The 26,100-nt window shown below is 71.4% G+C and carries 23 protein-coding genes; 12 read left to right on the forward strand and 11 right to left on the reverse strand.

The annotated features are described in order from the left end of the window. Window positions 1-82: 82 nt before the first annotated feature. The gene (locus HNR30_RS19665) at window positions 83-1,519 is read right to left on the reverse strand and encodes a glycosyltransferase family protein (protein WP_312894511.1); all 1,437 of its coding nucleotides are present in this window, start codon (window positions 1,517-1,519) and stop codon (window positions 83-85) included. Window positions 1,520-1,631: 112 nt separating this feature from the next. Here HNR30_RS19665 and HNR30_RS19670 point away from each other — a divergent pair, with 112 nt between their 5' ends. The 3 genes from HNR30_RS19670 to HNR30_RS19680 all read left to right on the forward strand — a co-directional run bounded on the left by HNR30_RS19670 (window position 1,632) and on the right by HNR30_RS19680 (window position 5,701). After that, the gene (locus tag HNR30_RS19670) at window positions 1,632-3,659 is read left to right on the forward strand and encodes a hypothetical protein (protein ID WP_181611371.1); all 2,028 of its coding nucleotides are present in this window, start codon (window positions 1,632-1,634) and stop codon (window positions 3,657-3,659) included. Between the two features lie 90 nt (window positions 3,660-3,749). Beyond that, window positions 3,750-4,643: a glycosyltransferase family 2 protein gene (locus tag HNR30_RS19675; protein WP_181612118.1), complete on the forward strand. Its 894-nt coding sequence runs from the start codon at window positions 3,750-3,752 to the stop codon at window positions 4,641-4,643. Next, entirely contained in the window at window positions 4,640-5,701 is a 1,062-nt protein-coding gene (locus tag HNR30_RS19680) for a glycosyltransferase family 4 protein (RefSeq protein WP_181611372.1), read from the forward strand. Before HNR30_RS19675 ends, HNR30_RS19680 begins: the two co-directional genes overlap by 4 nt. Here the strand turns inward: HNR30_RS19680 and HNR30_RS19685 are convergent. Genes HNR30_RS19685 through HNR30_RS19695 form a run of 3 tightly spaced genes read right to left on the reverse strand, consistent with a single transcriptional unit; the run spans window position 5,602 to window position 8,633 of the window. Next, complete coding sequence (locus HNR30_RS19685) at window positions 5,602-6,558, reverse strand: lysylphosphatidylglycerol synthase transmembrane domain-containing protein (RefSeq protein ID WP_181611373.1); 957 nt, start codon at window positions 6,556-6,558, stop codon at window positions 5,602-5,604. The two genes, HNR30_RS19680 and HNR30_RS19685, sit on opposite strands and share 100 nt — an antisense overlap. Window positions 6,559-6,567: 9 nt before the next feature. Beyond that, window positions 6,568-7,620, reverse strand: coding sequence for a TFIIB-type zinc ribbon-containing protein (locus HNR30_RS19690; RefSeq protein ID WP_181612119.1), 1,053 nt, complete (start codon window positions 7,618-7,620; stop codon window positions 6,568-6,570). After that, window positions 7,620-8,633 (reverse strand): SPFH domain-containing protein, encoded by a 1,014-nt coding sequence (locus HNR30_RS19695; protein ID WP_181611374.1) that lies wholly within the window; start codon window positions 8,631-8,633, stop codon window positions 7,620-7,622. Before HNR30_RS19695 ends, HNR30_RS19690 begins: the two co-directional genes overlap by 1 nt. Before the next feature lie 88 nt (window positions 8,634-8,721). On the opposite strand from HNR30_RS19695, the gene HNR30_RS19700 reads away from it, so the two are divergent. The 5 genes from HNR30_RS19700 (at window position 8,722) to HNR30_RS19720 (ending at window position 13,021) form a co-directional block, all read left to right on the forward strand. Continuing rightward, the gene (locus HNR30_RS19700) at window positions 8,722-9,531 is read left to right on the forward strand and encodes a class I SAM-dependent methyltransferase (protein ID WP_312894512.1); all 810 of its coding nucleotides are present in this window, start codon (window positions 8,722-8,724) and stop codon (window positions 9,529-9,531) included. Then, window positions 9,528-10,382 (forward strand): lysylphosphatidylglycerol synthase transmembrane domain-containing protein, encoded by an 855-nt coding sequence (locus HNR30_RS19705; RefSeq protein ID WP_181611375.1) that lies wholly within the window; start codon window positions 9,528-9,530, stop codon window positions 10,380-10,382. The genes HNR30_RS19700 and HNR30_RS19705 overlap by 4 nt, the downstream gene beginning before the upstream one ends. 71 nt (window positions 10,383-10,453) lie before the next feature. Beyond that, window positions 10,454-11,572, forward strand: coding sequence for a glycosyltransferase family 4 protein (locus HNR30_RS19710; protein ID WP_220133861.1), 1,119 nt, complete (start codon window positions 10,454-10,456; stop codon window positions 11,570-11,572). Between the two features lie 13 nt (window positions 11,573-11,585). Continuing rightward, window positions 11,586-12,677, forward strand: a complete 1,092-nt coding sequence (manB, locus tag HNR30_RS19715; RefSeq protein WP_181612121.1) for a mannose-1-phosphate guanylyltransferase — start codon at window positions 11,586-11,588, stop codon at window positions 12,675-12,677. Between the two features lie 17 nt (window positions 12,678-12,694). After that, the gene (locus HNR30_RS19720) at window positions 12,695-13,021 is read left to right on the forward strand and encodes a cupin domain-containing protein (protein WP_181611377.1); all 327 of its coding nucleotides are present in this window, start codon (window positions 12,695-12,697) and stop codon (window positions 13,019-13,021) included. Window positions 13,022-13,025: 4 nt separating this feature from the next. On the opposite strand, the gene HNR30_RS19725 is transcribed toward HNR30_RS19720, so the two are convergent. Then, entirely contained in the window at window positions 13,026-13,670 is a 645-nt protein-coding gene (locus tag HNR30_RS19725) for a dihydrofolate reductase family protein (RefSeq protein WP_181611378.1), read from the reverse strand. Between the two features lie 87 nt (window positions 13,671-13,757). Here HNR30_RS19725 and HNR30_RS19730 point away from each other — a divergent pair, with 87 nt between their 5' ends. Next, window positions 13,758-14,651 (forward strand): DNA-3-methyladenine glycosylase family protein, encoded by an 894-nt coding sequence (locus HNR30_RS19730; RefSeq protein WP_181612122.1) that lies wholly within the window; start codon window positions 13,758-13,760, stop codon window positions 14,649-14,651. A gap of 35 nt (window positions 14,652-14,686) precedes the next feature. Here the strand turns inward: HNR30_RS19730 and HNR30_RS19735 are convergent, their stop codons facing one another. From HNR30_RS19735 to HNR30_RS19745, 3 genes are read right to left on the reverse strand one after another with little or no spacing between them, the layout of a single operon-like run. Then, window positions 14,687-15,442, reverse strand: coding sequence for an SDR family oxidoreductase (locus HNR30_RS19735; RefSeq protein WP_181611379.1), 756 nt, complete (start codon window positions 15,440-15,442; stop codon window positions 14,687-14,689). A gap of 28 nt (window positions 15,443-15,470) precedes the next feature. Then, on the reverse strand, window positions 15,471-16,640 hold the full coding sequence (locus HNR30_RS19740) for an RNA polymerase sigma factor (protein WP_181611380.1): 1,170 nt from the start codon (window positions 16,638-16,640) through the stop codon (window positions 15,471-15,473). Then, window positions 16,631-16,966: a YciI family protein gene (locus tag HNR30_RS19745; RefSeq protein WP_181611381.1), complete on the reverse strand. Its 336-nt coding sequence runs from the start codon at window positions 16,964-16,966 to the stop codon at window positions 16,631-16,633. Before HNR30_RS19745 ends, HNR30_RS19740 begins: the two co-directional genes overlap by 10 nt. A 93-nt stretch (window positions 16,967-17,059) precedes the next feature. On the opposite strand from HNR30_RS19745, the gene HNR30_RS19750 reads away from it, so the two are divergent. Both HNR30_RS19750 and HNR30_RS19755 read left to right on the forward strand, forming a co-directional pair. Continuing rightward, a complete protein-coding gene (locus HNR30_RS19750) occupies window positions 17,060-19,609 on the forward strand; it encodes a bifunctional FO biosynthesis protein CofGH (protein WP_181611382.1) in 2,550 nt (849 codons plus the stop codon). Window positions 19,610-19,682: 73 nt separating this feature from the next. Continuing rightward, the gene (locus tag HNR30_RS19755) at window positions 19,683-21,350 is read left to right on the forward strand and encodes a substrate-binding and VWA domain-containing protein (RefSeq protein WP_246378888.1); all 1,668 of its coding nucleotides are present in this window, start codon (window positions 19,683-19,685) and stop codon (window positions 21,348-21,350) included. On the opposite strand, the gene HNR30_RS19760 is transcribed toward HNR30_RS19755, so the two are convergent. The 3 genes from HNR30_RS19760 to cofD form a co-directional block, all read right to left on the reverse strand. Next, on the reverse strand, window positions 21,347-22,087 hold the full coding sequence (locus HNR30_RS19760; protein ID WP_181611383.1) for a lytic polysaccharide monooxygenase: 741 nt from the start codon (window positions 22,085-22,087) through the stop codon (window positions 21,347-21,349). The genes HNR30_RS19755 and HNR30_RS19760 overlap by 4 nt on opposite strands. 82 nt (window positions 22,088-22,169) lie before the next feature. After that, entirely contained in the window at window positions 22,170-23,156 is a 987-nt protein-coding gene (locus HNR30_RS19765; protein ID WP_181611384.1) for a coenzyme F420-0:L-glutamate ligase, read from the reverse strand. After that, complete coding sequence (gene cofD, locus HNR30_RS19770; protein WP_181611385.1) at window positions 23,153-24,091, reverse strand: 2-phospho-L-lactate transferase; 939 nt, start codon at window positions 24,089-24,091, stop codon at window positions 23,153-23,155. The genes HNR30_RS19765 and cofD overlap by 4 nt, the downstream gene beginning before the upstream one ends. 169 nt (window positions 24,092-24,260) lie before the next feature. Here cofD and HNR30_RS19775 point away from each other — a divergent pair, with 169 nt between their 5' ends. Then, window positions 24,261-26,018 (forward strand): hypothetical protein, encoded by a 1,758-nt coding sequence (locus HNR30_RS19775; RefSeq protein WP_181611386.1) that lies wholly within the window; start codon window positions 24,261-24,263, stop codon window positions 26,016-26,018. Window positions 26,019-26,100 lie beyond the last annotated feature (82 nt).

Raw genomic sequence — 26,100 nt, forward strand, 5'->3', positions numbered from 1 at the left:
TCGACCGTGACCCAGGCGTGATGTATCCGCCAGAGAGCATACTCAGACTCGGACATTTCGTGGAATAACAACGTGAAAAGCTTTACGGATCGCGACGAATCGACACCGCTGCGGCCAGGCACGCGAGAGGTACGGCGGGCAGGACGTAGCGGTAGTCGAACTCGGCCACGGCGGGCGGAGTCGCCAGCAACGCCCACGCGGTCGTCCAAGGCAGGAGCCAACGGGCAGGCTGGGAGCTTCTGACCTGCCGGAACTTCCGCGTCACGGCCATCGCCGGGGGGACGAGGAGGATCACGAGGAGGACCGCCCCCGGCAACCTCACGATTTCCTGATAATTCCGCATCCATCCGGCATACGGCTCGACAATCCGCGTCGAGATGTCGCCCTGCTCGTACTCCCTGGCGAAGTCGGCGCCCACCACGGCCGCGTGCCGCGTCGGCGCCGCAGGAGGCGTGGCGGGGAACCGGTAGTAGCCGTAGATCTCCGCGTCGGGGTAGACCGGACGGCCCCACATGAACGACCTGACCAGCTCGCCGCCGACCGACGCCAGGTAGTCGAGAGGCTGGGTGCGGATCGCCAGCAGCGCGAAACGCATCGCCAGCGCCTCGTTCTCCCGGGTGAAGGTCTCGCCCGGCAGCTTGACCAGGGGAGCGCCGGGCGACCAGACGTACTCCTGCGAGGGCGGGCGCTCACCGGCCGGCCTGGGGTCGCAGAGCACCGCCAGGTCGGGCGGCGGCCGCATCTTCTCGCAGTCGGCGAAGGACATCGTGCGGGCGTACAGGAAGACGCCGTTGGCCCCCACGATGCCCAGCCGCTGGTAGGTCGCGTAGAACCAGGCCCCGTAGGCGAACACCGGGACCAGCGCCGCCACCAGCAGGACCGTGGCCTTCCTCGGCCGCCTGCGCAGCACCATCCACGCGGCCACGACCACGATCAGGGGCAGGCCCACCGTCCTGGTCAGCGTCGCCGCCGCCAGCAGCAGGCCGATCGCCACCGCCGGAGGGTCGTCCCTCATCGCCAGCACCACGGCGGCGACCACCAGGGCCATGAACAGCGTGTCGGAGACCAGGAGGTGCTCGAGCTCGATCTGGTAGGCGTCGAGCAGCACGGGAGCCGCCGCCAGCGTGGCCGCCCAGCGCGGGCCCTTGCGCGAGGCGGCCCAGTAGACGAGCACGCCCACGGCGAGACCGAGCAGGTGCTGCACCCCGGCGACGACGGCGAAGCTGCGGAAGGGCTCCAGCAGCTTCATGAACATCGAGTAGCCCGCCGGGCGCACCAGGTCGGGTCGGGGGCGCATGACCGTCACGACGTAGGTGTAGGAGTCGGGGAACCACAGGGCGGGGCGGTAACCCAGCATCGTGATCACCCGCAGGGCGGTGGCGACGGCCAGGAGCGCCACGAACCACGGATGCCGCCGTGCCGTACCGGCGGCGCGTGCCCACACCCTGGACGCCGCGCCCGAGAGACCGGTGGCGCCTTGCCCCACCATGGAAACCGCGCCCGCGAGGCCACCCCGCACCCCGCTCACCTCCCGCACGTCCACCGTCTCCGGGTACGCTACCGGCCCCCGGCACTGCTCAGGGCGTCACCGGGCGCGTCGGCGCGGGCATTGGATACGCTCGCGATCACCGATGGCGACCCTGCGCTCCACCACACGCCCGTCGGCGGGCCGCGTGCTCGCCGTGGCCTCCGTGCTGCCCGCGCTCCTGCTCGCGGGCTGGATCCTGGCCGGACTGCCGCTGCTGCTCGCGGGCGGCTTCCATGCGCTGCCCGCCGTCCTGCTCGCCGTACCCCTCATGGCCGCCCTGTGCTGGGCGGCGCTGCGGCGGCCCGTCGCCGCCGTCGAGGCCACGGCCCGGCAGGTCGCCGCCGTCTTCGCGGTCGCCGCGGCGTCGGGGGTCTTCAACGCCGTCTTCCACAGCGAGCAGCTGATCGTCCGCCGCGACCCGGCGACCTACGCCCAGTACGCGATCTGGATCGCCGGGCACGGCTCCCTGCCGATCCCCTTCCAGGAGGCGGCCTTCGGCGGCCCCGACCCCGCGCTGGTCTTCGGCAGCGTCGGCTTCTTCGAGCAGCCCGAGGGCGTGGTGCCGCAGTTCATGCCCGGCTCGCCGCTGCTGCTGGCGCTGGGCGAGTGGCTCGATGTGCTGCTGCTGACCCCGGCCCTGATGGGGGCGCTGGCCGTCGTGGTCGTCGCGGGGCTGACCGCGCGCCTGGCCGGTGCCCGCTGGGCCGCCCTGGCGGGGCTGACGTTCGCGGTGGCGATCCCGGTCCTCTACACCTCGCGCACCACCTTCAGCGAGATCCCGTCGCTGGTCCTGCTGTTCGGCGGGATGATCCTGCTCCACGAGGCCCTGTCCGCGAGGCCGCGCGCGCTGGGGGCGGGGCTGGCCGGGCTGGTGTTCGGCTGCGCCGTCCTGGTCAGGATCGACGGCCTGCGCGACGTGCTCCCGGTGCTGGCCTTCGCGGGGCTGCTGATCGCCCTGTCACGCGTGCGCAGAGCGCGGGCCCAGGGGCCGTCCGGAGGGCTGCGGGAAGGGCTCGGCCGCTCCGGCGCCGCCCTCCTGCTCGGCCTGGCCGCCGGTGTCGCCCTCGCCTTCCTGGTCGCCTACCTTCTGGCCCGCCCCTACCTGACCTATCTGTCGCGCTCGGTCGTCCCCCTGCTGGGCATCTGCGCCGCCGTTCTCCTGCTCACCGCCCTCGGCGCCCTCCTCGCGCCCCGGCTCGCCCGCCTGCGCCTGCCCGCGCGCCTGCCCGACCTGGCCGCCGCCCTGGTCGGCCTGCTGATGCTCGGCCTGGCCGTACGCCCGTGGCTGCAGACCGTGCGGCGCACGCCGGTCACCGAGGAGGACCGGCTCACCTACGAGTTCCTCAAGCGCCTCGACGGCGACGGCACCCGCCTCTACTTCGAGGACTCCCTGTGGTGGGTGATCTGGTACGTCGGCCCGGTCACCGTCGTCCTGGCCACCCTCGCCGCGGCCGTGCTCGTCCGCCGGCTGCTGCGTGGCGGGAGCAGGTGGCAGGAGTGGCTCCTGCCGCTGGCCCTCATCGGCTGGACCACCGTCACCACCCTGCTGCGCCCCGAGATCACCCCCGACCAGCCGTGGGCCTCCCGGCGCCTGGTGCCCGTCGTCCTGCCCGGCCTGATCCTGCTGGGCGCCTGGGGCCTGGCCTGGCTGCGCGGCCGCACCACCCGCTCCTGGCCGATCGCCGTCGCGGCGGTGCTGCTGTTCTTGCCCGGCGCCGTGGTCTCGATCGGCACGGCCTTCACCCCCGTCGAGCGCGGCGAGCAGGCGGCGGTCGAGTCGATGTGCTCGCGCATCCCCGCCGACGCCTCGGTGCTGATCGTCGAGCGGGTGACCGGCGACAGGTTCACCCAGGTCGTGCGCGGCCAGTGCGGTGTCCCCGCCGCCCAGGTCCGCCGGCCCGAGGGCGCGGACATCCCGCCGGAGGCCGAGGTGCGGCGGTTGATCGATCGGGTCAGGGCGGCGGGCCGGGTGCCGGTGGTGCTGGCGGCGGAGGAGTCCCAGGTCTCGGCGTTCGGTACGGCGGAGCAGGTGATGGCCCTGGTGACGCGGCAGGACGAACGGTCGCTGACGTCGCCGCCGAATGGCACGTGGGGGCTGACGGTCAACGTGTGGATGGGGCGTCCGGGGTAAAGGAGTAGTACGGCCCGATCCTGGAGTAGTGCACTCGGCCCTATCCGGGGCAGGGTAGCCTCAAGCCCCGTGAGCAGCACTGGACCCGCCGTGGATGAAGCGCCGTACGTAACGATTGTCCTGCCGTGCTACAACGAGCAGGATCACGTGATCGACGAAGTCGACCGCATCTGCAAGGCGATGGACTCCAGCGGCTACACCTACGAACTGGTCGCCGTCGACGACTGCTCCACCGACTCCACCCTCGCCCGCCTCCAGGAAGCGGTCTCGCGCTACCCCAACATGCGCATCCGCGCCTTCCACCGCAACGGCGGCTCGGGCACGGTGCGGCGCATCGGCACGCAGGAGGCGCGCGGCGAGATCGTCGTGTGGACCGACGCCGACATGACCTACCCGAACGAGCGCATCCCCGAGCTGGTCCAGCTCCTGGAGAAGGACATCACCATCGACCAGGTGGTCGGGGCGCGCACCTCGGAGGAGGGCTCGCACAAGATGTTGCGGGTCCCGGCCAAGTGGGTGATCAGGAAGGTCGCCGAGCGCCTGGCGAGCCAGAGGATCCCCGACCTGAACTCCGGCCTGCGGGCCTTCCGCAAGAGCGTGGCCAGGCCCTATCTCCGGCTGCTGCCTCCCGGCTTCTCCTGCGTCACGACGATCACGCTGTCGTTCCTGATGAACCAGCACGACATCTACTACCTGCCGATCGACTACGCGAAGCGGGCGGGCACGTCGAAGTTCAGCTTCATCTCCGACGCCTACCGCTACATCCTGCAGGTGCTGCGGATGATCATGTACTTCAACCCGCTCAAGGTGCTGATGCCGCTGGCGTTGTGGCTGGTCGGGATCGGGCTGGCCAAGGCCGTCTACGACAACGTCAAGACGCCGTTCTACCTGGCCAACAACACCATCATGATCTTCATGTCGGGTCTGATCATCGCGGCGGTGGCGTTGCTGGCCGACCTGATTGTGCGGTCCAGGGGCGAATGAGGATCGCGATCGTCGGCCCGACCTACCCCTACAAGGGCGGCGGGGCGCAGCACACCACGGAGCTGGCGCGCAGGCTCGCGCAGCAGGGCCATGACGTGGTCATCGAGTCGTGGCGGGCGCAGTACCCGAAGTTCCTCTACCCGGGTCAGCAGACGATCAGTGATCCGGAGGGTGTGCCCTACCACCGCACCAGGCGCGACCTCGACTGGCGCAACCCTTTCGGATGGGTGGCGTGCGGGCGGCGGCTGCGGCGCGCCGACCTGGTGATCCTGGCGGTGCTGAGCCCCGTGCAGGTGCCCGCCTACCTGGGCGTCCTGGCCGGGATCGGCGGGCGCACCAAGACGGTCACGTTGTGCCACAACGTGCTGCCGCACGAGCGCAAGCCTTACGACAAGCCGCTGATGAAGGCCCTGCTGAACAGGGTCGACGCGGTCCTGGCGCACTCCGAGCAGCAGGCCGACCTGGCCAGGGAGCTGACCGCCAAGCCGGTGAGCGTGGCGGCGATGGCGCCGCACCTGCCCTCGACGACGGGCGAGCGCAACCTCGAGGTGCACAGGCGGCTGCTGTTCTTCGGCATCGTCCGGCCTTACAAGGGTCTCGACCTGCTGCTCAGGGCGTTGCCGTCCGACGTCTCGCTCACGGTGGCGGGGGAGTTCTGGGGCGGGCTCGACGACACCAAGCGGCTGATCGAGCAGCTGGGCAACGGCGACCGCGTCGAGCTGCGGCCCGGCTATGTGGCCGCAGACGACGTGCCGGCGTTGTTCGCGCGGGCCGACGCGCTCGTGCTGCCCTACCGCAGCGCCACGGCCAGCCAGAACGTCTGGCTCGGTCACGAGCACGGTGTCCCGGTGATCGCGACGCGGGTCGGCGCGCTGGCCGACCACGTGACCGACGGCGTCGACGGCCTGCTGGTCAAGCCCGACGACGTCGCCGACCTGCGCGCGACGATCGAGCGGTTCTACGAGCCCGGCGTGCCGGAGCTGCTGCGGTCGGGCGTCAAGGCGGTCGACCCTGAGCCGTTCTGGTCGTCGTACGTCGAGGTGCTGCTCGACCTCTGACGGCCGAGCACGAAGAAGTAGGCCGCGGCCATGATCAGCTCGGAGAGCGTGAAGACCAGCCGCGAGACGATCCCGATGGCCAGCGCGGCGGGCACGCTCCCCAGCGCGACCCACAGCGCTCCCTCTCGCACGCCGATGCCCGAGGGGATGAAGAAGGCCAGCAGCCCGGTCGCCCAGGCGAAGGCGAAGGCGCCGGTCGACAGCAGGTAGGCTCCGCCGCCGAGAAGATGGACGTGCAGGCCCCAGCAGGCCCAGCCCAGCGCGGTCCAGCCGACCGCGACGAGCAGCGCCCGGCCGGGCAGGACACTCTCCAGCGGCTCCTTGCGGGCCAGCCGCAGGGCCAGGTTGAGGCCCCACGTCAGCACGCGGGGATGCAGGCAGACGATGATCACCGGGATCAGCAGCATGAGCCAGCGCGCCTCGGCGAAGGCCTGCTGGGCGGTGGCGGCCGCGATCGTCAGCGCCACGCCCAGGTTGATCACGAGCCCGAGCGAGATGACGGCGAAGGTGCGGCGGGGCGGGCTGCCGTGTCTGGTGCCCAGCTCCATCATGGCCGCGTAGGCCCACACGGTGCCGGGGATGTACTTGCCCAGCTGCCCCACGAACATGATCCGCCCGGCGACACCGACCCGCATCGGCGTGCCCAGCCCGGCCATGATGCGGCGCCAGGCCATCAGCATGCACTGCTGCCCGGCGAGCACGGCGCCGAGCGCCGCCACGACGGACCACACCGACATGTCGGCCAGGGCCTTGCTGGTGTCGTCCCAGTTCGCGGCCACGCTCCACCCGAGGAAGGCCAGGGCGACCAGGGCGAGCAGGACCCTGACCCACGGGGAGGTGCGCAGCCGGGTGAGCATCCGCACAGCCTAACCCTGTGATCTCAGGTAGAGCCAGGCTCCGGTCCCGATGACGGCCAGCGCCGCCAGCACCGCGAAGGCGATCTTGAGAGCGCTGTAGGGCCGGTCGCCGTCGACCTCGCCGCTCATGCCGTTGATCAGCACCTGGTAGGTCGTGCCGCCGAACAGGTAGCAGCCGATCCACACCGGCAGTAGGAGCAGCTTGAAGTAGCGGCTGGAGTAGTCGGTCGTGACCGAGTGCACCCGCTGCACGTCGCCGCCGATGTCGTGTCGCACGTCCTGCTCGATGACCTCGGCCATCTCCTGCTTGGCCAGCTCCAGCCCGGCCTGCGGCTCGATGTCGTAGCGCAGGCTGTGGTGCCCGGTGACGAAGCGGGTGTCGAAGGCGGTGGCCCGCTCCAGCGGCCACGGCTCCAGCTTGCCGAGCCGTTCCTTGGTGGCGTGGGTGGTCGCGGGCACGAGCACGTCGTCGAAGCCGCGCGCCACGGTGCCGCTGGCGGGGTACCAGCGGGTCTTGCGCACCCGCCGGGTGCGGCTCTTGCCCTCGGAGTCGGTGTAGCTCTCGCTTTCCCAGTAGTGCTCGCCGCGCTGGCCGGTGTAATCGGAGACGGTGTGGGCGTCGAAGGTCCAGTGCGGCAGGTAGGTCGACTTCATCGACTCGGCCTCGGTGACCTTCTTGAGCCGGTTCGGGGCGAACCAGCGGGTGCGCACCCACGAGCGCAGCGCGTCGCGGGCGCCCGCGCGGTCCAGCGCGAACGGCAGCACCGCCTCGGGGGCGATCTGGTCGCCCGAGCCGACGTCGGCGATCAGCGGGCCGCCGCAGAACTGGCAGAGCTTGGAGATCGCGTCGCTCTCGGTGCGCGCCTGGCAGCCGGGGCAGACCAGCCGGTTGGGCGCGAGCGCCACGACCCGCGGCTTGGCCAGGAACGCGTCGTAGGAGTGCTCGGCGATCGTGCGCTCGGCCGGGTCGATACGCTGCTCGTGACCGCAGTACGGGCAGCGCAGCAGCGTGGTGCCCGGCGCGAACTCCACGCCGGCGCCGCAGCCGTCACAGGGGGACATCATGCTCCAGGCAGTGGGGGCGGGGTGAGCCCGAGCTCGGGCACCTGGCTCGCCGGCAGCCACTGGGGCATGCCGGCTTTCCAGACGAGGGTGTCGGGGGTGAGCGCGGGCAGCGCGTCGCGGGTGAACGGGCCGAGCTGCTGCCCGTCGCGGCCGACGAACCACTGCTCCTGGGGGAGCGCGGGAGGACGGTTGACCATCTGCTGGGCGGCGGCGATCCCCATGCCGAGGCCGACACCCTCGCTCACGGCGCCGGCCGTGCCCAGGGCGTTGGCGGTCTGGTACTGGGTGTAGCGGCCCAGGTCGCCGAGCACGCCCATTGACGCCCGCTTGTCGAGGGCGGCCTCCACGTCCGGCGGGAAGGAGACGTTGGCGATGAACAGCGCGGGAACGCTGACGCCCACGGCCGCGAGCTGCTCGCCGACCGTACGGCCCAGCAGCTCGCCCAGCTCGCTCTGCCGTACGGCCAGGTCGAGCGCGGGCACCCCGGCGAGGGCCGCGGCGATGCGGCTGACGATCTGGCCGCGCAGGAAGCCCTCGACCTCCTCGGTGCGGAAGCGGGCGTCGGTTCCGGCCAGCTCGGCGAGGAACCTCGCGGGGTCGGTGACGCGGGCGGAGTAGGAGCCGAAGGCGCGCAGCCGTACCGGGCCGAACTCCGGGTCCCGCACCATGATGGGGTTCTGGGTGCCCCACTTGAGATCGGTGAACTGCCGGGTGCTGACGAAGTAGACCTCGGCCTTGAAGGGCGAGTCGAAGCCGTGCTTCCAGCCCTGGAGCGTCGACAGGATCGGCAGGTTGCGGGTGGCCAGGGTGTGCGTGCCGGGCGGGAAGACGTCGGCGACACGGCCCTCGTTGACGAAGACGGCCGTCTGCGATTCGCGCACGACGAGCTGTGCGCCGTTCTTGATCTCGTTGTCGTGGCGAGGGAAGCGCCACACGATCGTGTCGCGGCTGTCGTCGAGCCACTCGATGATGTCGATGAACTCGCCGCGGATGCTGTCCCAAAGTCCCACTAAATCCCCCTTTGTCGTGAGACCGGAAAGCCTAGTGCTCCTGGATTGATGACGGATTGACACAGCCGCACGGGTACTGTGGGGCAGCGTGGCAAGGCAAAAGCAGCTCGAATACTCCGAGTTCCAGGGCGCGATGCTCGACGAGGGCAAGCGCCGCAGGAAGGCCGCCAAGATCATCGCGGTGCTGGAGCACTTCCGCGGACCGCTCGGCGGGCTGACCGTGGGCGACGTCGGCTGCTCGGCGGGATTCATCGCCGACGAGCTGTCGAAGGTCTCCGGCCACACCTTCGGCGTCGACATCGACGTCCCCGGCCTGCGCAGGGCCGCCGACCGTTTCGGCGCCACCGTGGCGTTCGTCTGCGGTGACGGCACCGCGCTGCCCTTCCCCGACAACTCGGTCGACGTGCTGGTCTTCAACCACATCTACGAGCACGTCGTCGACCCCGACGCGGTCGTGGCCGACATGCACCGGGTGCTGAAGGACGACGGGGTGCTCTACCTCGGGCTGGGCAACAAGCTCGGCATCATGGAGCCCCACTACAAGCTGCCGTTCCTGTCGTACCTTCCCGAGAAGGCGGCCGACCGCTACGTGCGGGCCTTCGGCCGGGCCGACCACTACTACGAGCGGTTCCGCACCCGGCGCGGGCTGCGCCGCATGCTGCGCGCCTTCCACGTGTGGGACTACACCTTCCCCGTGCTGGCCACCCCGCAGAGCTTCGCCGGGGGCGAGCTGTTCCCCGGCGCCGTCGGCCGGGCGGCGCAGGCCGTGCTGGCCCGCGCGCCGCGGGCGGCGCTGCGGCTGGTCCTGCCCCTGGTGCCCACCTACATCTGGGTCGCCACCAAACGCCCGGCACGTCCCGCCGGGGCCGCGCTGCCCCAGCCTCCGCAGCCGCTGTGAAGAAGATCGTCAGGATCGCCTTCCTGGCGGTCGCTCTGGGATTCGGCGCGTGGGCGATCTACCGGCAGTGGGACGAGGTCGTCGCGGGCTTCGCACGCCTGTCGTGGCCGATGGTGGCGCTGTCGCTCGTCGCGGTGGTGGCCGCGCTGCTCGGCGCCATGCTCACCTGGCGCAGCCTCCTGAACGACCTCGGCTCCCGCCTGTCGTTCCGCGACGGCGCGAAGGTCTTCTTCGTGGGCCAGCTCGGCAAGTACATCCCCGGCGCGCTCTGGCCGGTCATCGCGCAGATGGAGATGGGCAAGGACCTGGGCGTGCCGCGCTCGCGCAGCGCCGCCGCCTTCTTCCTGATGATGCCCATCCAGCTCGCCACGGGGCTGCTCGTCACCCTGGCGACACTCGGCTGGAGCAGCTACGGCTGGGTGCTGCTGGCCATCCCGGTGCTGCTGGTGCTGCTGGAGCCGAAGGTGATCAACTACGTGATCTCCTTCGTGCTGCGCAAGCTCAAGCGCGAGCCGCTGGAGCACCCCCTGTCGCGCAAGGGCATGCTGACCGCGCTCGGCTGGGCGCTGACGGGCTGGCTCGCGTACGGCCTGCACCTGTACTTCGTCGTGGGCAGCGACCTGATCTTCTGCATCGGCGCCTTCGCCCTGTCGTGGTGTCTCGGGATCCTCACCTTCGTCGTACCCGCCGGGGCGGGAGTGCGCGAGATCGCCATGGTCGCCGTGCTCGCGCCGCTGCTCCCGCAGGGTGACGCCATCGCCGTGGCGCTGGTCTCGCGCATCGTCATCATCGCCGGCGACGCCCTCTGCGCCGGGCTCGCGGGCCTGACCGCCAAGCGCGCGGGTGTGTGATACATGCCACAAGGCGGCGCCGCGGATTAGGGTAAAGGGGATGCAAGGTCTTGAGGGGAGAGATCTGCGTGATGCCTCGGGTGCTCATCGACGCGGCAGCGGTCCCCGCCGACCGCGGTGCTCTGATCCGCTACGTCGACGGCCTGACAGGAGCGCTCCATCGGGCCGGCGCCGACCTGATCATCGTCTGCCAGCGCGCGGACGCCGACCGTTACTCCCGGCTCGCTCCATCCGCGAGGGTGATCCCCGGGCCGCCGTCGATCACCAACCGGTCCACCAGGCTCACCTGGGAGCAGACCAGCCTGCCCGTGCTCGCCCAGCAGGCGGGCGCCCAGGTGATCCACGCGCCCTACTACTCCATGCCGATGCGCTCGGGGCTCCCGACCGTGGTCACCGTGCACGACGTGACATGGTTCACCGACCCGAGCAGGCACGGCCTGGAGAAGGCCTCCTACATCCGCTCGGCCACCCGCACCGCCGCGCGCCGCGCCAACCGGGTGATCGTGCCCTCCAAGGCCACCCGCGACGAGCTCATCCGTGTCCTGGCCGCCGACCCCACCCGCATCGACGTCGCCTACCACGGCGTCGACCAGGCGATCTTCCATCCTCCCTCGGAGGCGGAGATCAAGCGGGCCACCAACCGCTGCGGGCTGCACGGCCGGCCGTACGTGGCCTTCCTCGGCGCGCTGGAGCCGCGTAAGAACGTTCCCAACCTGATCCGTGGGTTCGCCCGGGCGGTGGAGGGCATGACCGACCCGCCCGCGCTGGTGATCGGCGGAGGCGTGCACGAGGAGGACGTCGACGCCGCCTGCCGCGAGCTGGCCGCGACGGTCCGCGTCGTGCGGCCCGGCTACCTGTCGAACGGCGAGATCTGCGGCTTCCTCGGCGGCGCCCAGGTGGTGGCCTTCCCGTCGATGGGCGAGGGCTTCGGCCTGCCGGTGCTGGAGGCGATGGCCTGCGGCGCCCCCGTGCTCACCACCCACCGCACCTCCCTGCCCGAGGTCGGCGGTGACGCGGTCGCCTACACCGAACCCGACGCCGCCGCCATCGCCGTGGCCCTGCGCCAGCTGCTCGACGCCCCGGAACGCCTGGCCCAGCTGAGCGCGGCGGGCCTGGCCAGAGCGCGCGAGTTCACCTGGGACGCTTCGGCCGAAGCACATCTCGGCGCCTATCTACGCGCCGTCGAATAGACTCCCCCAGGTGATGGAGCACTCTTTGCCGAACCTGGAGGCGGTCCTCCTTGTCGGAGGGCTCGGGACGCGCCTGCGGCCCCTCACCCTCGACTCGCCCAAGCACCTGCTGCCGACAGCCGGGGTGCCGTTCCTGGCACACCAGCTGGCCCAGGCGCGCTCGTTCGGCGTCCGTCGCATCGTCTTCGCCACCTCCTACAAGGCCTCGATGTTCGAGCCCGTCTTCGGAGACGGCTCCGCGCTCGGGCTGGAGCTCGTCTACATGGAGGAGGAGAGCCCGCTGGGCACCGGCGGCGCGATCCGCAACGCCGCGGACGCCCTGACGTGCGCCGACGACGCTCCGGTGCTCATCCTGAACGGCGACATCCTCTCCGGGCACGACGTCGGCGCCCAGGTGCGTGAGCACGTCTCGCGGCAGGCCGCCGTCACCCTGCACCTCACCGAGGTCGACGACCCGACCCGCTTCGGGTGCGTCCCCACCGACTCCACCGGCCGGGTCACCGCCTTCCTGGAGAAGACGCCCAACCCCGTCACCAACCGCATCAACGCCGGGTGCTACGTGTTCACCCGCTCGGTCATCGACACCATCCCCGCCGGTGAGGTCGTCTCCGTCGAGCGGCAGACCTTCCCCGGGCTGATCGAGTCGGGCGCGCTGGTGCTCGGCTACGCCGACCAGGCCTACTGGCTCGACGTGGGCACGCCCGCCGCGTTCGTACGCGGCTCCGCCGACCTCGTCCTCGGCAGGCTCTCCTCACCGGCCCTGCCGGGGCCGGTCGGAGAGTCGCTGCTGCTGCCGGGCGCCGACGTCTCGGCCGAGGCCAAGGTCGACGGCGGCACGACCGTCGCCGCGGGCGCGGTCGTCGAGGCCGGCGCCACCGTCACCGGCAGCGTGCTGCTGGAGGGCAGCGTGGTGGCCTCGGGGGCGACCGTCGTCGACTCCGTCGTGGGCAAGGGCGCCCGCGTCCGCTCCGGCGCCTCGGTGCGCGACGCCGTGGTGGGCGACAGATCCGTCATCGGGGCGGGCAACGAACTCCAGGCCGGGATCCGCATCTGGCCCGACGTCACCCTGAGCGACTGCTCCGTGCGCTGGTCGAGCGACATCTGACGATAAAGTCACCCCCTATGCAGATCATCAAGGGCGCAGGGGAATGGGCTCAACCGGAAGCGAGTGACTGGGTCGAGCACCTCAAGGTGCCCGACCTGTCGATCGGCACGTACTGCATTCCCGTGGGCGGCGTCGACAAGCAGAGCCCGCACACCGAGGACGAGATCTACGTGGTGACCACCGGCCGGGCCCGGATCGTGACCCCGACCGGGGAGGAGCAGGTCGGCCCCGGTGCGGTGATCTTCGTCCCGGCGGGTGAGGAGCACCGTTTCGTCGACATCACCGAGAACCTGACCCTCCTGGTCGTGTTCGGCCCCGCGTACGGCTCGCGGGCCGGACGCTGAGGCCTCAGCGGCGCACGATGTGCACATGGGTGGCCGCGGCGGTGCTGACCTGCTCGGCCACCCGGTAGGCGCTCGGCAGCGTGTCGAGGCCGTCGAAGAGCCGTTCGCCGGCGCCGACCAGGACCGGTGAGATCGCCAGCCGCATGTCGTCGACCAGCCCGGCGGCCAGGTACTGCCGGATCGTCGCCGCTCCGCCCGCCAGGTGCACGTCCTTGCCGCCCGCCGCGGCCCTGGCCAGCTCCAGCACCTCGGCGGGGGAGCCGTCCACGAAGTGGAAGGCGTTGCCGCCCTCCAGCTCGAAGCTCGGGCGCGGGTGGTGGGTCATGACGAAGACGTCGTTGTGGTAGGGCGGGTTGTCGCCCCACCAGCCGGTCCACGACAGGTCCTCCCACGGCCCGCGGGAGGCGCTGAACATGTTCCTGCCCATGATCGTGGCGCCGAAGTGGCCGACGGCGCCCCTGACCCACTTGTCGTCGGGGCTCTCCACGCCGCCTTCCAGGCCGTGGGTCTCGTGGAAGGCGCGCGTGCTGGTCATCCAGTCGTGCAGGTGGTCGGCCCCGTCGCCGAAGGGTGCGTCCTGCCGCTGGCCGACCCCGGCGGCGTAGCCGTCGAGGGAGATGGTGAAGGTGGAGACGACGAGCTTGGACATGGGGTTCTTCCTCACGGTCGAAGGTGTCTTTCACCCCTTGGTCGGAGCCGACGTCGTGTTCTCTACATCCATTACCGTGACAACGTGATGGAACGGATGTGGGCGCCGGAAGGGCCGCTCGACGTGGGCGGCATCCTGGGCCCGCACCAGCACGGCGGCGGCGATCCCACCTTCCGCCGCACGCCCGACGCCGCCGTGTGGCGCACGAGCCGTACACCGCTGGGTCCTGGCACGCTGAGGATCACCGCGGGCGGCGGCACGGTCAGGGGGCAGGCCTGGGGCCCGGGAGCGGAGTGGCTGCTCGACACCCTGCCCGCCCTGCTCGGGGCCGACGACGATCCGGCGGGGTTCGTGCTCCACCACCCCCTGCTCAAGGAGGTCGTCAGGAGGCACAGGGTGCCGCGGATCGGGCGCTCGGGCAGGGTGATGGAGGCCTTGGTGCCCGCCGTGCTGGAGCAGAAGGTCGTGGGCCAGGAGGCCTGGCGGGCGTGGCGGTGGCTGCTGCGCCGCTACGGCGAGGCGGCGCCAGGACCGGCGCCGGAGGGCATGCGGGTGGTGCCGGAGGCCGCCGTGTGGAGGCGGATCCCGGCGTGGGACTGGCACCGGTCAGGCGCGGAGGCGGTACGGGCCAGGACCATCGCGACCGCAGCCTGGCATGCCGAGAAGCTGGAGTCGGCCAAGGACAGCGCCGAGGCCGACCGCCTGCTGCGGGCGCTGCCCGGCATCGGCGTCTGGACCTCGGCCGAGGTCAGGCAACGTGCGTTCGGCGACCCCGACGCGGTGAGCGTCGGCGACTTCCACCTGGCCAAGATCGTCGGCTACGCGCTCACCGGCGAGAAGACCGATGACGCGGGGATGATGCGGCTGCTGGAGCCGTACGAGGGTCATCGTCACCGCGCCACGATCGTCATCGGCCTGAGCGGGCTGCGGCCGCCCGCCAGGGGGCCGCGCAACTCCGTCAGGGACTATCGCGCCTTCTGAAGCCGTGTTCGGCTCCGCGACTTCAGAAAGCCGCCCTAACCGATCACCTGCCCGCGGCTGACGTTGACCACCGTCGCGGTCATCGCCCGCGCCTGGTCGGAGACCAGGAAGAGCGCCACGTCGGCGAACTCCGTCAGGGTGAGGTTCTCCCCGAGCAGGGTCTCGCCCGGCTGGTTCAGGAACTCCTGCAGGGGCACGCCCGCCCGCCGCGCGAACTCGGTCCAGATCTCCTTGGCGTGCGAGCCCGCATACGCGCTCTCGGAGATGCCGTTGGCGCGCAGGCACACCAGGCGCACGCCGCTGGGCCGCAGCTCGGCGGCGAGCTGGCGCGACAGGTGCTCCACCGCGGCGCAGGCCGTACCGAACCCGCCGGTCGGGGCGGCGGGAACCCCCGAGGCGGTGGCCGACAGCGTGAGGATCACCCCGCCCGGTCGCATGCGGCGGGCGGCTGCGGTGGCGGTGACGAAGGTGCTGCGCGTGTAGGCGGCGATCGGCACGGAGTACTCCTCCGGGCTGAGTTCCAGGAGCGGGCGCCCCTGGAGGTGCGGCACGCCGATCGCGTTGGCCGAGATGTCGAAGGCGCCCAGCGCCTCGGCGTGCGCCTCCACCGACCTCGGGTCGAGCGCGTCGACCTCGGCCGCCCCTGCCGCGCCGATCTCCGCCGCCAGCTTGCCCAGATCGCGCCCGGCGAGGTGCACCTCGGCGCCCGCCTGGACGAAGGCCCGCGCGAGCGTGCCGCCCAGGGCCCCGCCCGCGCCGTAGACCACGGCTGTCTTTCCGTTGAGAATCATCGGTTCCTCCTTGTGGAGCACCGACGAATCAGCCACCCCCGGAATCGACACCGGCGAGCATCTTCCGCAGATGTCGTCGCTCCACCTCGGTGGGCGCCAGCTCCAGGGCCTCGCGGTAGGCGGCCGCGGCCTCCTCCGCCCGGCCCAGCCGCCGCAGGAAGTCAGCCCGTACGGCGGGCAGCAGGTGATAGCCCGGCAGCGACAGCCGATCGACGGCGGCCAGGCCCGCCCCTGGCCCGTCGGCCATGCCGATCGCGACCGCCCGGTTCAGCTCCACCACCGGCGACGGCACGAGCTTGGCGAGATGGCCGTAGAGCCCGGAGATCTGCGGCCAGTCAGGCCCGCCCGGTTCCACGTGGCAGGCGGCGATGGCGGCCTGCACCTGGTAGGGCCCAGGTCTCCTCCTGCGCAGGGCCGACTCCAGCAGCGAGCGTCCCTCGGCGATCAGCTCGGGGTTCCAGCGCTCGCGGTCCTGGTCGTCCAGCGTCACCAGTTCGCCGTCGGCGTCGAGCCTGGCCGGCCGCCTGGCCTCGTGCAGCAGCATGAGCGCCAGGAGCCCGAGCGCCTCGGGCTCGTCGGGCATCAGCCGGGCCAGCATGCGGCCCAGCCTGATCGCCTCGGCGCTCAGCCCCGCCTCCACGACGGAGTACCCCTGGTTGAACAGCAGATAGATGACCGCGAGCACGGCAGCGGTGCGCTCGGGCAGCTGGTGGTCGGGCGGCACGCGGTAGGGGATGCCGGCGTTGCGGATGCGTCGCTTGGCGCGCACCAGGCGCTGCGCCATCGTCGCCTCGGGCACCAGGAAGGCCCTGGCCAGCTCGGCGGTGCCCAGGCCGAGCAGTGTGCGCAGGGTGAGGGCCACCTGCGCGTCCAGCGACAGCGCAGGGTGACAGCAGGTGAAGATCAGGCTGAGCAGGTCCGTGTCAGGTTCGCGTTCCTGGCTGGTCACCGCCGCCTCCCGCAGCTTGGCCGCGCCGACCGCCTCCCGGCGCAGCAGATCCTTGGCCCGGTTGCGGGCCACCGTGGTCAGCCACGCTCCGGGCCTGCTGGGCAGCCCGTCGCGCGGCCAGGTCTCCAGGGCGCGCATGCAGGCGTCCTGGAGGCACTCCTCGGCCAGGTCCCAGTCACCCGTCAGCCCGATCAGCGTGGCCAGGACCTGGGCGCGTTCGTCGCGGAAGACCTGCTCGATCACTCCCACAACGGCCGCACCTCGATCACTCCGACCCGTGCCACGGGATGCGCGGCGGCGACCTCGATGGCCTCGTCGAGGTCGCGGCAGTCGAGCAGGGCGAAGCCGGCGATCTGCTCCTTGCTCTCGGCGAAGGGACCGTCGGCGATCAGGACGGCGTCGTCGCGCACCTGGACGCTGGTGGCGTCCTCACTGCCGCGCAGGCGCGCCGCGGTCACCAGGACGCCCCGCCGCCGCATCTCCCGGAGCCAGTCGCCGTGGGCGGGATCGGCGACGACCTCCTCGTCGGAGGGCAGTGCCGACTCCAGGCCCGCGATCATCATCAGATACCTCATACCCATACGACGAACGGGGGTTCCGGATTTCGACAGGCCCTTCCCCCGGACCTGGGTGCGGCGTCGGAACCCAGAGGGCCGTAATGTGCCCGTATGACTCTGGTCAGCGACACCGCCCTCCGCCGAGCCCTCGCCCGCGCGCGCGACGGGAAGGCCCTCGACACCACCGAGGCGACGGTTCTCCTGCACGCCCGCGACGGGCACCTCGACACCCTGCTCGACCACGCCTCCCGCGTGCGCGACGCCGGGCTGCGGGACGTCGGGCGCGAGGGGATCATCACATACAGCAAGAAGGTCTTCATCCCGCTGACCCGCCTGTGTCGCGACAAGTGCGGCTACTGCACGTTCGCCACCGCGCCGCACAAGCTGCCCAGCGCCTTCCTGAGCCCCGACGAGGTGCTGGAGATCGCCCGCCAGGGTGCGGCCATGGGCTGCAAGGAGGCCCTGTTCACCCTCGGCGACCGGCCGGAGGACCGCTGGCGCCAGGCCCGCGAGTGGCTCGACGCGCACGGGTACGACGACACCCTGTCCTACGTCAGGGCCATGGCGATCAGGGTGCTGGAGGAGACCGGCCTGCTGCCGCACCTCAACCCGGGCGTCATGTCGTGGCGCGACCTGCAGCGCCTCAAGCCCGTCGCGCCGTCGATGGGGATGATGCTGGAGACGACCTCGCGGCGGCTGTTCGAGGAGAAGGGCGCGGCCCACTACGGCTCGCCCGACAAGGACCCCGCCGTACGGCTGCGCGTCCTGGAGGACGCCGGGCGGGTCAACGTGCCCTTCACCACCGGCATCCTCATCGGCATCGGCGAGACCGTCGAGGACCGCGCCGAGTCGATCTTCGCGATCCGCAAGGTCGCCCGCGAGTACGGCGGCATCCAGGAGGTCATCGTCCAGAACTTCCGCGCCAAGCCCGACACGGCCATGCGCGGCATGCCGGACGCCGACCTCCAGGAGCTGGCGGCGACGATCGCGGTGACCCGCCTCGTGCTCGGCCCGCGCATGCGCGTGCAGGCGCCGCCGAACCTCGTCGACTCCGAGTACGACCTGATGATCAGGGCCGGGATCGACGACTGGGGCGGCGTCTCGCCGCTCACCCCCGACCACGTCAACCCCGAGCGCCCCTGGCCGCACATCGACGACCTGGCCGCCCGTACGGCGGAGGCCGGATTCACGCTGCGCGAGCGCCTGACGATCTACCCGGAGTACGTGCTGGCCGGAGAGCCGTGGCTCGACCCGCGGGTCGCCGGGCACGTGGCCGCCCTCGCCGACCCCGTCACCGGCCTGGCCGCGGACGTCATCCCCACCGGCAGGCCCTGGCAGGAGCCCGACGGCGGATTCGCCGCCACCGGCCGCGTGGACCTGCACGTCGAGGTCGACACCGAGGGCCGCTCCGCCGACCGGCGCGACGACTTCGACTCCGTCTACGGCGACTGGGAGGCGCTCAAGGAGCGGCTCGACTCCTCCGGTCCCGCCGTCATCCTCGGCGAGGTGCGCCAGGCCCTGCGCAAGGCCGAGGCCGACCCCACGTCGCTGACCGACGCCGAGGCCGTGGCGCTGCTGAGCGCCGACGGCGAGGAGCTGCGGGCCCTGACCGGGCTCGCCGACGAGCTGCGCAGGCAGGCCAAGGGCGACGACATCACCTACGTCGTCAACAGGAACATCAACTTCACCAACGTCTGCTACACCGGCTGCCGCTTCTGCGCCTTCGCCCAGCGCAGGACCGACGCCGACGCCTACACCCTCAGCCTCGACCAGGTGGCGGTCAGGGCCCAGGAGGCCTGGGACGCCGGGGCGACCGAGGTCTGCATGCAGGGCGGCATCCACCCCGACCTGCCGGGCACGGCGTACTTCGACATCGCCAGGGCCGTCAAGCAGAAGACCCCTGACATGCACGTGCACGCCTTCTCGCCGATGGAGGTCATCAACGGCGCGAGCCGTACGAACCTGTCCATCGAGGACTGGCTGCGCGCGGCCAGGGAGGCGGGCGTCGACTCCCTGCCGGGAACGGCCGCCGAGATCCTCGACGACGACGTGCGGTGGGTGCTGACCAAGGGCAAGCTCCCGACGCGGGAGTGGATCGACGTGATCACCACGGCGCACAGGGTCGGCATCCCGACGACGTCCACGATGATGTACGGCCACGTCGACACGCACGAGCACTGGGTCAAGCACATCAGGCTGATCAGGAGCATCCAGGAGGAGACCGGCGGCTTCTCCGAGTTCGTGCTGCTGCCGTTCGTGCACCACAGCGCACCGATCTACCTGGCGGGCATCGCCCGTCCCGGGCCCACGGCGCAGGAGAACCGCGCGGTGCACGCGCTGGCCCGCATCCTGCTGCACGGCGCGATCGACAACATCCAGTGCTCGTGGGTGAAGCTGCGCGACGCCCTGTGCCAGGAGGTGCTCGACGGCGGCGTCAACGACCTGGGCGGCACGCTGATGGAGGAGACCATCAGCCGCATGGCCGGATCGGAGAACGGCTCCTACAAGACGATCAGCGAGCTGCGCGCGATGGCCGCCGCCACCGGCCGCCCGGTACGGCAGCGCACGACGGAGTACGGCGTGCCCGATGCCGAACGGCAGAAGGCCGCCGAGGCGAGCGACGGCGTGTGCAAGTCTGTTCTGCGGGTGGTGCCGCTGTAACGAGTTCTCTATGCTCCGACGCAGGTTGTAAGCCACGGAAAGGTCAGTTGTGCGGCAAGGTCGACACCGCCCCTTGCTGACGCCCGAAGGCCGACGTCGCAAGGCGTTCTGGCGGGGTGTCACGGCAGGGCTGGGCGCTGTTGCGCTGATAGCCGCGACGCTGGTGGCGATCTCCGTCGCCGGCGAGCGCGGGTGCGTGGCGCGGGATCCGGTTCTGGTCAGCGTGGCCGCGGCGGTCGACGTGGCGCCCGCGGCGATGGAGGCCGCGGGCCGCTTCAACAGGACCAGGGCCTCGGCCGACGGCCGGTGCGTCCTGGTCCAGGTGAGCGAGCAGCCGCCGGCCCCGGTGCTGCGCACGCTGATCGGCGACCACGCGGGCGTCGGGGAACGCCCCGACGCCTGGATCACCGACTCCTCGGCGTGGATCCGGCTGGCCGGGCTCCCGGGAGAGCCGGTGACCGTGGCCACCTCGCCGCTGGTCTTCGCCACCCGCTCGTCGCTGGCGGCCACGTTCGCGGTCAGTCGTACGGAGATGAACTGGCGCATGGTCTTCCCCGCCACGGTCCGCGGCAGGGTGGCGCCCAACGACGACGAGCCCGACATCGTGCGCGTGCCCGACCCGTCGCAGGCGGGCGCGGGCATCGCCACGGTCGCCGCGGCGCGTGACGTGGTCGGCGAGAGCCCCGACGCCGACAAGTCGCTGACGGCCTTCGTGCGCTGGGCGCAGGCGGGTTCGGCACCCGACTACCGCACGCTGCTTGCGGGCATGGAGAGCTCCTTCTGGAAGCGGCCCGTGGTGATCGTGCCCGAGCAGTCGGTGTGGGCGCACAACCTGCAGGGTGCCGCCGATCCCGTGGTCGCGCTGCATCCGCGCGAGGGCACCATCAACCTCGACTATCCCTACGCGGTCACCGCGAACGACGGGCCCGCGGCCGAGGGCGCCAGACTGTTCGGCCAGTGGCTGCGGGGGAGCGAGGCGCAGGACATCGTGCGCCGCGCGGGCTTCCGGTCGGGCGACGGGAGCCTCGGGCCGATCTCACCGGGACCCCAGCTGCCCACCACCGAGCCGAAACTGCGCGAGGCGGTCACGCCCACCGACCTCGACGAGGCGCTGGGAGCCTGGAGCCGCCTGGCCCCGCCGACGAACATGCTGGTGCTGGCCGACACCTCGCGCCACATGGCCGAGCCGCTGAAGGACAGCACCCGGCTGGGCGTGGCGATGGAGGCCGCCAAGCTGGGACTGCAGCTGTTCCCCGACTCCACGCACATGGGCATGTGGGAGTTCGACGAGGAGCACCGCGAGCGCATCTCGCTGGGGCCGGTCAACGAGCCCGAGTCGGGCCAGACCGTGCGGCGCGGCCTGCTCATGGAGACGATCGCCACGCTGAAGCCCCGCAAGAAGCGCGACAGCTCGCTCTACGAGGCGATCGCCGACGGCTTCCGCGAGATGGGCGAGCGCTACGACGAGGGCATGAACAACACCCTCCTGGTGATCACCTCGGGCCGCGACGACGGGGGCTCGCGCAGCCGCCTGCTCGAGCGGCTGCGCGAGGAGTGGGATCCCGACCGGCCGATCCAGATCGTGCTGATCGCGTTCGGGTCGGGGGTGGACCGCGACGGCCTGGGCGAGATCACCTCGGCGACCAACGGTTCCCTGCATGTGGCCCAGGAGCCGGGCGAGATCATCGACGTGTTCCTCGCCGCTCTCGCCCGGCGCCTGTGCCATCCGACCTGTCGTTAGACGCGTTCCCAGAGAGCGGGAACGTTCGGGGGCTCCCAGCCCGCGATCGCGGTGTGGGACTGGCGGCAACGGTAGGTGAGGCCGCCGTAGGTGACGGTGGTGCCGGCGCTGTAGGCGGTGCCGGCCTTCCAGGTGCCTCCAGGCGAGCTCGTCGGCGTGGGCGTGGGGGTGGGGGTGGGGCTCTGCGTGGCCGTGGGCGTCGGTGACGGGCTGGGCTGCGGCCCGCCGCCGATGTTCAGGTCCAGGCAGGCGTAGAAGGCCATCGGGGTGTCGGCGACATTCCAGATGGCCAGGACCTTCTGCCGGCCGCTGAAGCCGGAGAAGTTGACGGTGTGGCTGAAGCTCGCCGGAGGTTGCCTGCCTCCGTCGTTGAAGACCGCCACGCGCGTGCCGCCGATGTAGTACTCCCACGTGCTGGTGGAGTGACGGGCGGTGATCTTCCAGGTCAGTGTGGCCGTGGTGCCGACGTTGGTCACCGGCCACGGCTTGCTGTCGTCGTTGAGCGGCGCCCAGCGGGAGTCACCCGCGTGGCAGTTGCGCTGGCCCTTGGGTCCCTCGACGCTCTGAGGTTCCCAGATGATGGGCCCGCAGTTGGCCACGCGCCCGGCGGCGCAGTGGTCCTGCCGGCTGGAGGGGTTGGTGATCCAGCCGTGCGCTTGTGCCGGACTGCTCGTCACGACGATGGAGGTCGCGATCCCCATGAGGACCGCGAAGAGTAACGTGAGTGCCCTTCTCATCGAGTATGGCTCCTCTACTTGGGGGGATGGCTCCAAAGTAAAGGAAAGTTTCCTAACGGTAAACGGGTTCTGACAGTTTCGGTCAGCCTCCGTGCCCGACTTCGATGACGCCCGCGGCGTCGTCCATGGTCCAGCGGGAGTCGAGCCCCTCCATCGCGAGCTGCACAAGCACGTTCTGCACCGCCGCGCCAAGGGCGAGCAGCCGGGCGGGCGTGGGTTCGCCCACCACCGACGGCACGATCCGGTACGGCGAGGCGTCGCCGTCGACCGTGAAGCGCCACGCCTTCTCGCCCGTGGGGGAGGCGGCGGCGTCGGCCGCCATGAGTGCCCGCCGTACCGCCTCGGGGTCGACGGGCCGGTCGGTGAACGACGTGACCGTACGGCGCGCGAACACCACGTCGCGCGAGCCGTACCTGAACATGTCCTCGTCGGCCGGACGGACCAGCGGGCGCACGCCCGGCCCGTCGTCGTCGGTCACCAGATGCGACAGGCCGCGCACGATCGCCACCGGGACGTTGCCGAGCTTGCCCTTGACCAGCTCGGCCGCCGAGGCGATCTCGTCGGCCAGCGCGGTCACGGTGGCGCTCAGCGGATTGCCGTGCGTGTCGGTGCCGCCGCGGAAGTCCTCCAGCGGGAGCACCCCGGCGGCGCCGATCGCCACGTCGGTCAGCCCGTGGCGCCACGGCCGGCCGAAGGTGTCGGTGACGATGACGCCCACCCGCCCGCGCAGGCCCTTCCTGATCCGCCTGGCGGAGGCGTCGGGGTCTTCTGGCAGCAGCAGGATCGTGCCGGGCGCGGTGTTGGAGGCGTCGACGCCCGCCGCCGCCATGACGAAGCCGTGGCGGGTCTGGGAGATGACCGTGTCGCCGCGCCTGGCGACCACCCGCACGGTCTCCTCCATGATCGCGGCGGTGCGGTCGGGAGCCTGGCGCACCCGGCCCTCGGCCTTGCTCACGATCTTCGAGGTGACCACGACGATGTCGCCGTCCTCCAGATCGCCGATCAGGCTGGCGATGTCGTCGCCCGGGCCGACCTCGGGAATGCCGAGGACCGGCAGGATCTCGATCATCGTGCCAGGTCCAGGGCGAGATCGAGAGCGGCCCCGGCCAGGGCGCGGGTGGCGTCGGGGTCGCTCATGAGCAGCGGGCGGGCCTGGACGGTCACGCCGTCGAGGGCGACGCCCGCGTCCTCCTGCGCCACCAGCCAGCCGTCGAGCAACGGCCTGCCGTACAGCTCCAGCACGGCCTGGGCGCTCGTCTCCACCCCGATCGCGGCCAGCGTGGCGTCGGCCATGCCGCGCACGGGCGCGCCGCCGATGATGGGGGAGACGCCGACCACCGTCTTGGCGGCGACCGCGTCACGGATGCCCGGCACCTGCAGGATGGTGCCGACGCTGACCACCGGGTTCGACGGCGGCAGGATCACGACGTCGGCCTCGGCGATCGCCTCGAGCACGCCAGGAGCCGGCTTGGCGGTGTCGACGCCGACCAGGGCGATCGACTCGGCGGGTACCGAGGCGCGCATCCTGACCCACCACTCCTGGAAGTGGATGGCCCGCTTCCCGCGCTCGTCGGTGATGACCACATGGGTCTCGCACCGGTCGTCGCTCATCGGGATCAGCCGGACACCCGGCTGCCAGCGCGCGCACAACGCCTCGGTGATCTGGCTCAGCGGGTAACCCGCCTCCAGCATCTGCGAGCGCACGATGTGGGTGGCGAAGTCGCGGTCGCCCAGGCCGAACCACTGCGGCTCGACGCCGTAGGCGGCCAGCTCCTCCTTGACGGCGTGCGTCTCCTTCTCGCGGCCCCAGCCCTGCTCCTCGTTGATGCCTCCGCCGAGGGTGTACATGACCGTGTCGAGGTCGGGGCAGACCCGCAGGCCGAACAGGGTGATGTCGTCGCCGGTGTTACCGATCACGGTGATCTCGGCGTCGGGGGCGGCGGCCTTGAGACCTCGCAGGAAGCGGGCTCCGCCGATGCCGCCGGCCAGGGAGACGATACGCATGCCGCCCAGTCTGTCACCCCTGTCTTGGAGGTAAGGCTTCACCTCCCGGCACACAGGTATAGGGGCATATTTGATGAATTGTGATAGATGCGGTTGGTGGGTCGGCCGACGTCCGAGTGCCTTCTGTGGCAAACTCCACTCCGGACCAAAGGGTCCAAATGGGGGTGCTGTGAGTAAATCTGACGTCAACCGGCTCCGAGAACCAGCCGCCTGGGTGATCATCGGCTGGGCCGGTGTGAACATCCTGGGCGGGCTCGTCGAGTCGTTCATCGGTGACGCTCCCTCCTTCACAGACCGCGCGGCCGCCTACCTGTCGCCGCTCACCTCACCGCTCAGCACCGCGCTGCTCTTCGGCGCGCTGCTGCTCGTCACCTCCTTCGGCGCACCGCCGCTGCGGGCCAAGGCGATCCCGGCCGCCATCGCCGGAGAACTGGCCGCCTCAGGTCTGCTCGGCGGGCTCGGAGTGCTGCTCACCCTCGGCGCGGCCGAGGGGTCGAGCGTGGTGTGGGCGCTGCTCAGCGGCCTGCTCGAGGTCGGGCTGATCGTGCTCGCACTGCTCTACGTGCGGCCGCTGGTGCTCGGTGGCAAGCCCTCAGGGCCGGTGTTCAGCTCGGCGCAGCCGTACACGCCGCCGTCGGGGTTCGCGCAGGAGGGCTTCGGCCAGCCCGCGTACGGCCAGCCGCCGGTGCCAGGCTCCGGAGTGCAGCCGATTCCGGGGGCGGGCGTGCAGCCGCAGTACGGCCAGCAGCCGGTTTCCGGGGTGCAGCCGATCCCGGGGGCCGGGGTGCAGCCGATCCCTGGCGCCGGGGTTCAGCCGATGGGGGGCCAGCAGTTCGGCCAGCCCGCCTACGGGCAGCCCGCCTATGGCCAGCCTTCTTACGGCCAGCCTTCCTACGACCAGGCTGACGCGCCTTCCTACGGCCAGCCCGAGGCCCCGCAGCCCGCTTTCGGCCAGCCCGACATCGCGCAGCCCTCGTACGGCCAGCCTTCCCAAGCCCAGCCCTCGTACGGCCAGCCCGATGTCCAGGCGGCGCCCATGCAGCCCTTCCCGGCGCCGCAGCTCTCGCCCGACCCCCTCCAGGCGTCCGAGCCGGCGGCCCCGAACACGCTGCCCGCGCTCCCCGCGCCGATGCCGGGCGAGTACACGCCCCCGCCGTACGTTCCCGCCGACGCGCAGCCCTCGGTCTACCAGGGCGCCGACAGCATGCCGAACACCTACGCGCCCCCGCACTCGCAGGGCGGCTACCAGCCCGCCGAGACCCGGCCCGACGTCTACCCGCCGGCGGAGGCTTACCAGCCGCCCGTCGAGGGATACCAGTCCGTCGACAGCCAGCCCGGCGGCTACCAGTCGTTCGAGAGCCAGCCCGGCGGCGGTTACACCCCCTCCCACTCGGCCCCGTCGCTGCCCGGCTACATCCCCGCCGAGACGCAGCCGGAGCTCGGCCACTCCGCCCCCGAGCAGCAGCCGTACTACACCCAGCCGCCCGCCTTCACGCCTTCCCCGGCCGAGCAGCAGGGTGGCCAGCCGTTCACCGGCTTCTCGGGCCACGAGTTCGCCCAGCCGTACCAGCAGGAGCCCGAGCCTCCGGTCGACCCGCGCTCGCAGCAGCTGCTCGACGCCTACCAGCAGGCCGACTCCTACCAGGCGTCCTCAGGGGTTCACCAGCCGCTGAGGGTGCCCGACTACAGCGCTCCGCAGCAGGCGCAGCCGTACGACGACCCGTTCGGCCACCCGCAGCAGCCTTCCCACCAGCAGTCCTCCCACCAGGCGCCGCAGCCGTGGCCCGCCGAGCAGCCGCCGGCCGAGTCCACCGTGCGACTCGACGCCTCGATGTACCGGGGCGACGCGCTGGCCTCGCCTCCGGGAGCCGCCGGAGACGACCCGATCGATCCCACCGCCATCTACACGCCAGATCCACGCAGGTAAGAGCCGGGCAAAGAGCGGCTAGAGAGAAGGTGAGCCACGGGCGGCAGTCAATCCCGCCCTGGTACGGTTCCGACCGCTGACA

Source organism: Nonomuraea soli, assembly GCF_013761175.1.
GTDB classification, from domain to species: Bacteria; Actinomycetota; Actinomycetes; order Streptosporangiales; family Streptosporangiaceae; genus Nonomuraea; species Nonomuraea soli.

Coding starts and splice junctions, on each gene's coding strand:
- HNR30_RS19670 (WP_181611371.1), top strand. CDS start 1,632: ATGGCGACCCTGCGCTCCACCACACGCCCGTCGGCGGGCCGCGTGCTC.
- HNR30_RS19680 (WP_181611372.1), top strand. CDS start 4,640: ATGAGGATCGCGATCGTCGGCCCGACCTACCCCTACAAGGGCGGCGGG.
- HNR30_RS19685 (WP_181611373.1), bottom strand. CDS start 6,558: ATGCTCACCCGGCTGCGCACCTCCCCGTGGGTCAGGGTCCTGCTCGCC.
- HNR30_RS19690 (WP_181612119.1), bottom strand. CDS start 7,620: ATGTCCCCCTGTGACGGCTGCGGCGCCGGCGTGGAGTTCGCGCCGGGC.
- HNR30_RS19710 (WP_220133861.1), top strand. CDS start 10,454: ATGCCTCGGGTGCTCATCGACGCGGCAGCGGTCCCCGCCGACCGCGGT.
- manB (WP_181612121.1), top strand. CDS start 11,586: ATGGAGCACTCTTTGCCGAACCTGGAGGCGGTCCTCCTTGTCGGAGGG.
- HNR30_RS19720 (WP_181611377.1), top strand. CDS start 12,695: ATGCAGATCATCAAGGGCGCAGGGGAATGGGCTCAACCGGAAGCGAGT.
- HNR30_RS19725 (WP_181611378.1), bottom strand. CDS start 13,670: ATGTCCAAGCTCGTCGTCTCCACCTTCACCATCTCCCTCGACGGCTAC.
- HNR30_RS19730 (WP_181612122.1), top strand. CDS start 13,758: ATGGAACGGATGTGGGCGCCGGAAGGGCCGCTCGACGTGGGCGGCATC.
- HNR30_RS19735 (WP_181611379.1), bottom strand. CDS start 15,442: ATGATTCTCAACGGAAAGACAGCCGTGGTCTACGGCGCGGGCGGGGCC.
- HNR30_RS19745 (WP_181611381.1), bottom strand. CDS start 16,966: ATGAGGTATCTGATGATGATCGCGGGCCTGGAGTCGGCACTGCCCTCC.
- HNR30_RS19750 (WP_181611382.1), top strand. CDS start 17,060: ATGACTCTGGTCAGCGACACCGCCCTCCGCCGAGCCCTCGCCCGCGCG.
- HNR30_RS19760 (WP_181611383.1), bottom strand. CDS start 22,087: ATGAGAAGGGCACTCACGTTACTCTTCGCGGTCCTCATGGGGATCGCG.
- HNR30_RS19765 (WP_181611384.1), bottom strand. CDS start 23,156: ATGATCGAGATCCTGCCGGTCCTCGGCATTCCCGAGGTCGGCCCGGGC.
- cofD (WP_181611385.1), bottom strand. CDS start 24,091: ATGCGTATCGTCTCCCTGGCCGGCGGCATCGGCGGAGCCCGCTTCCTG.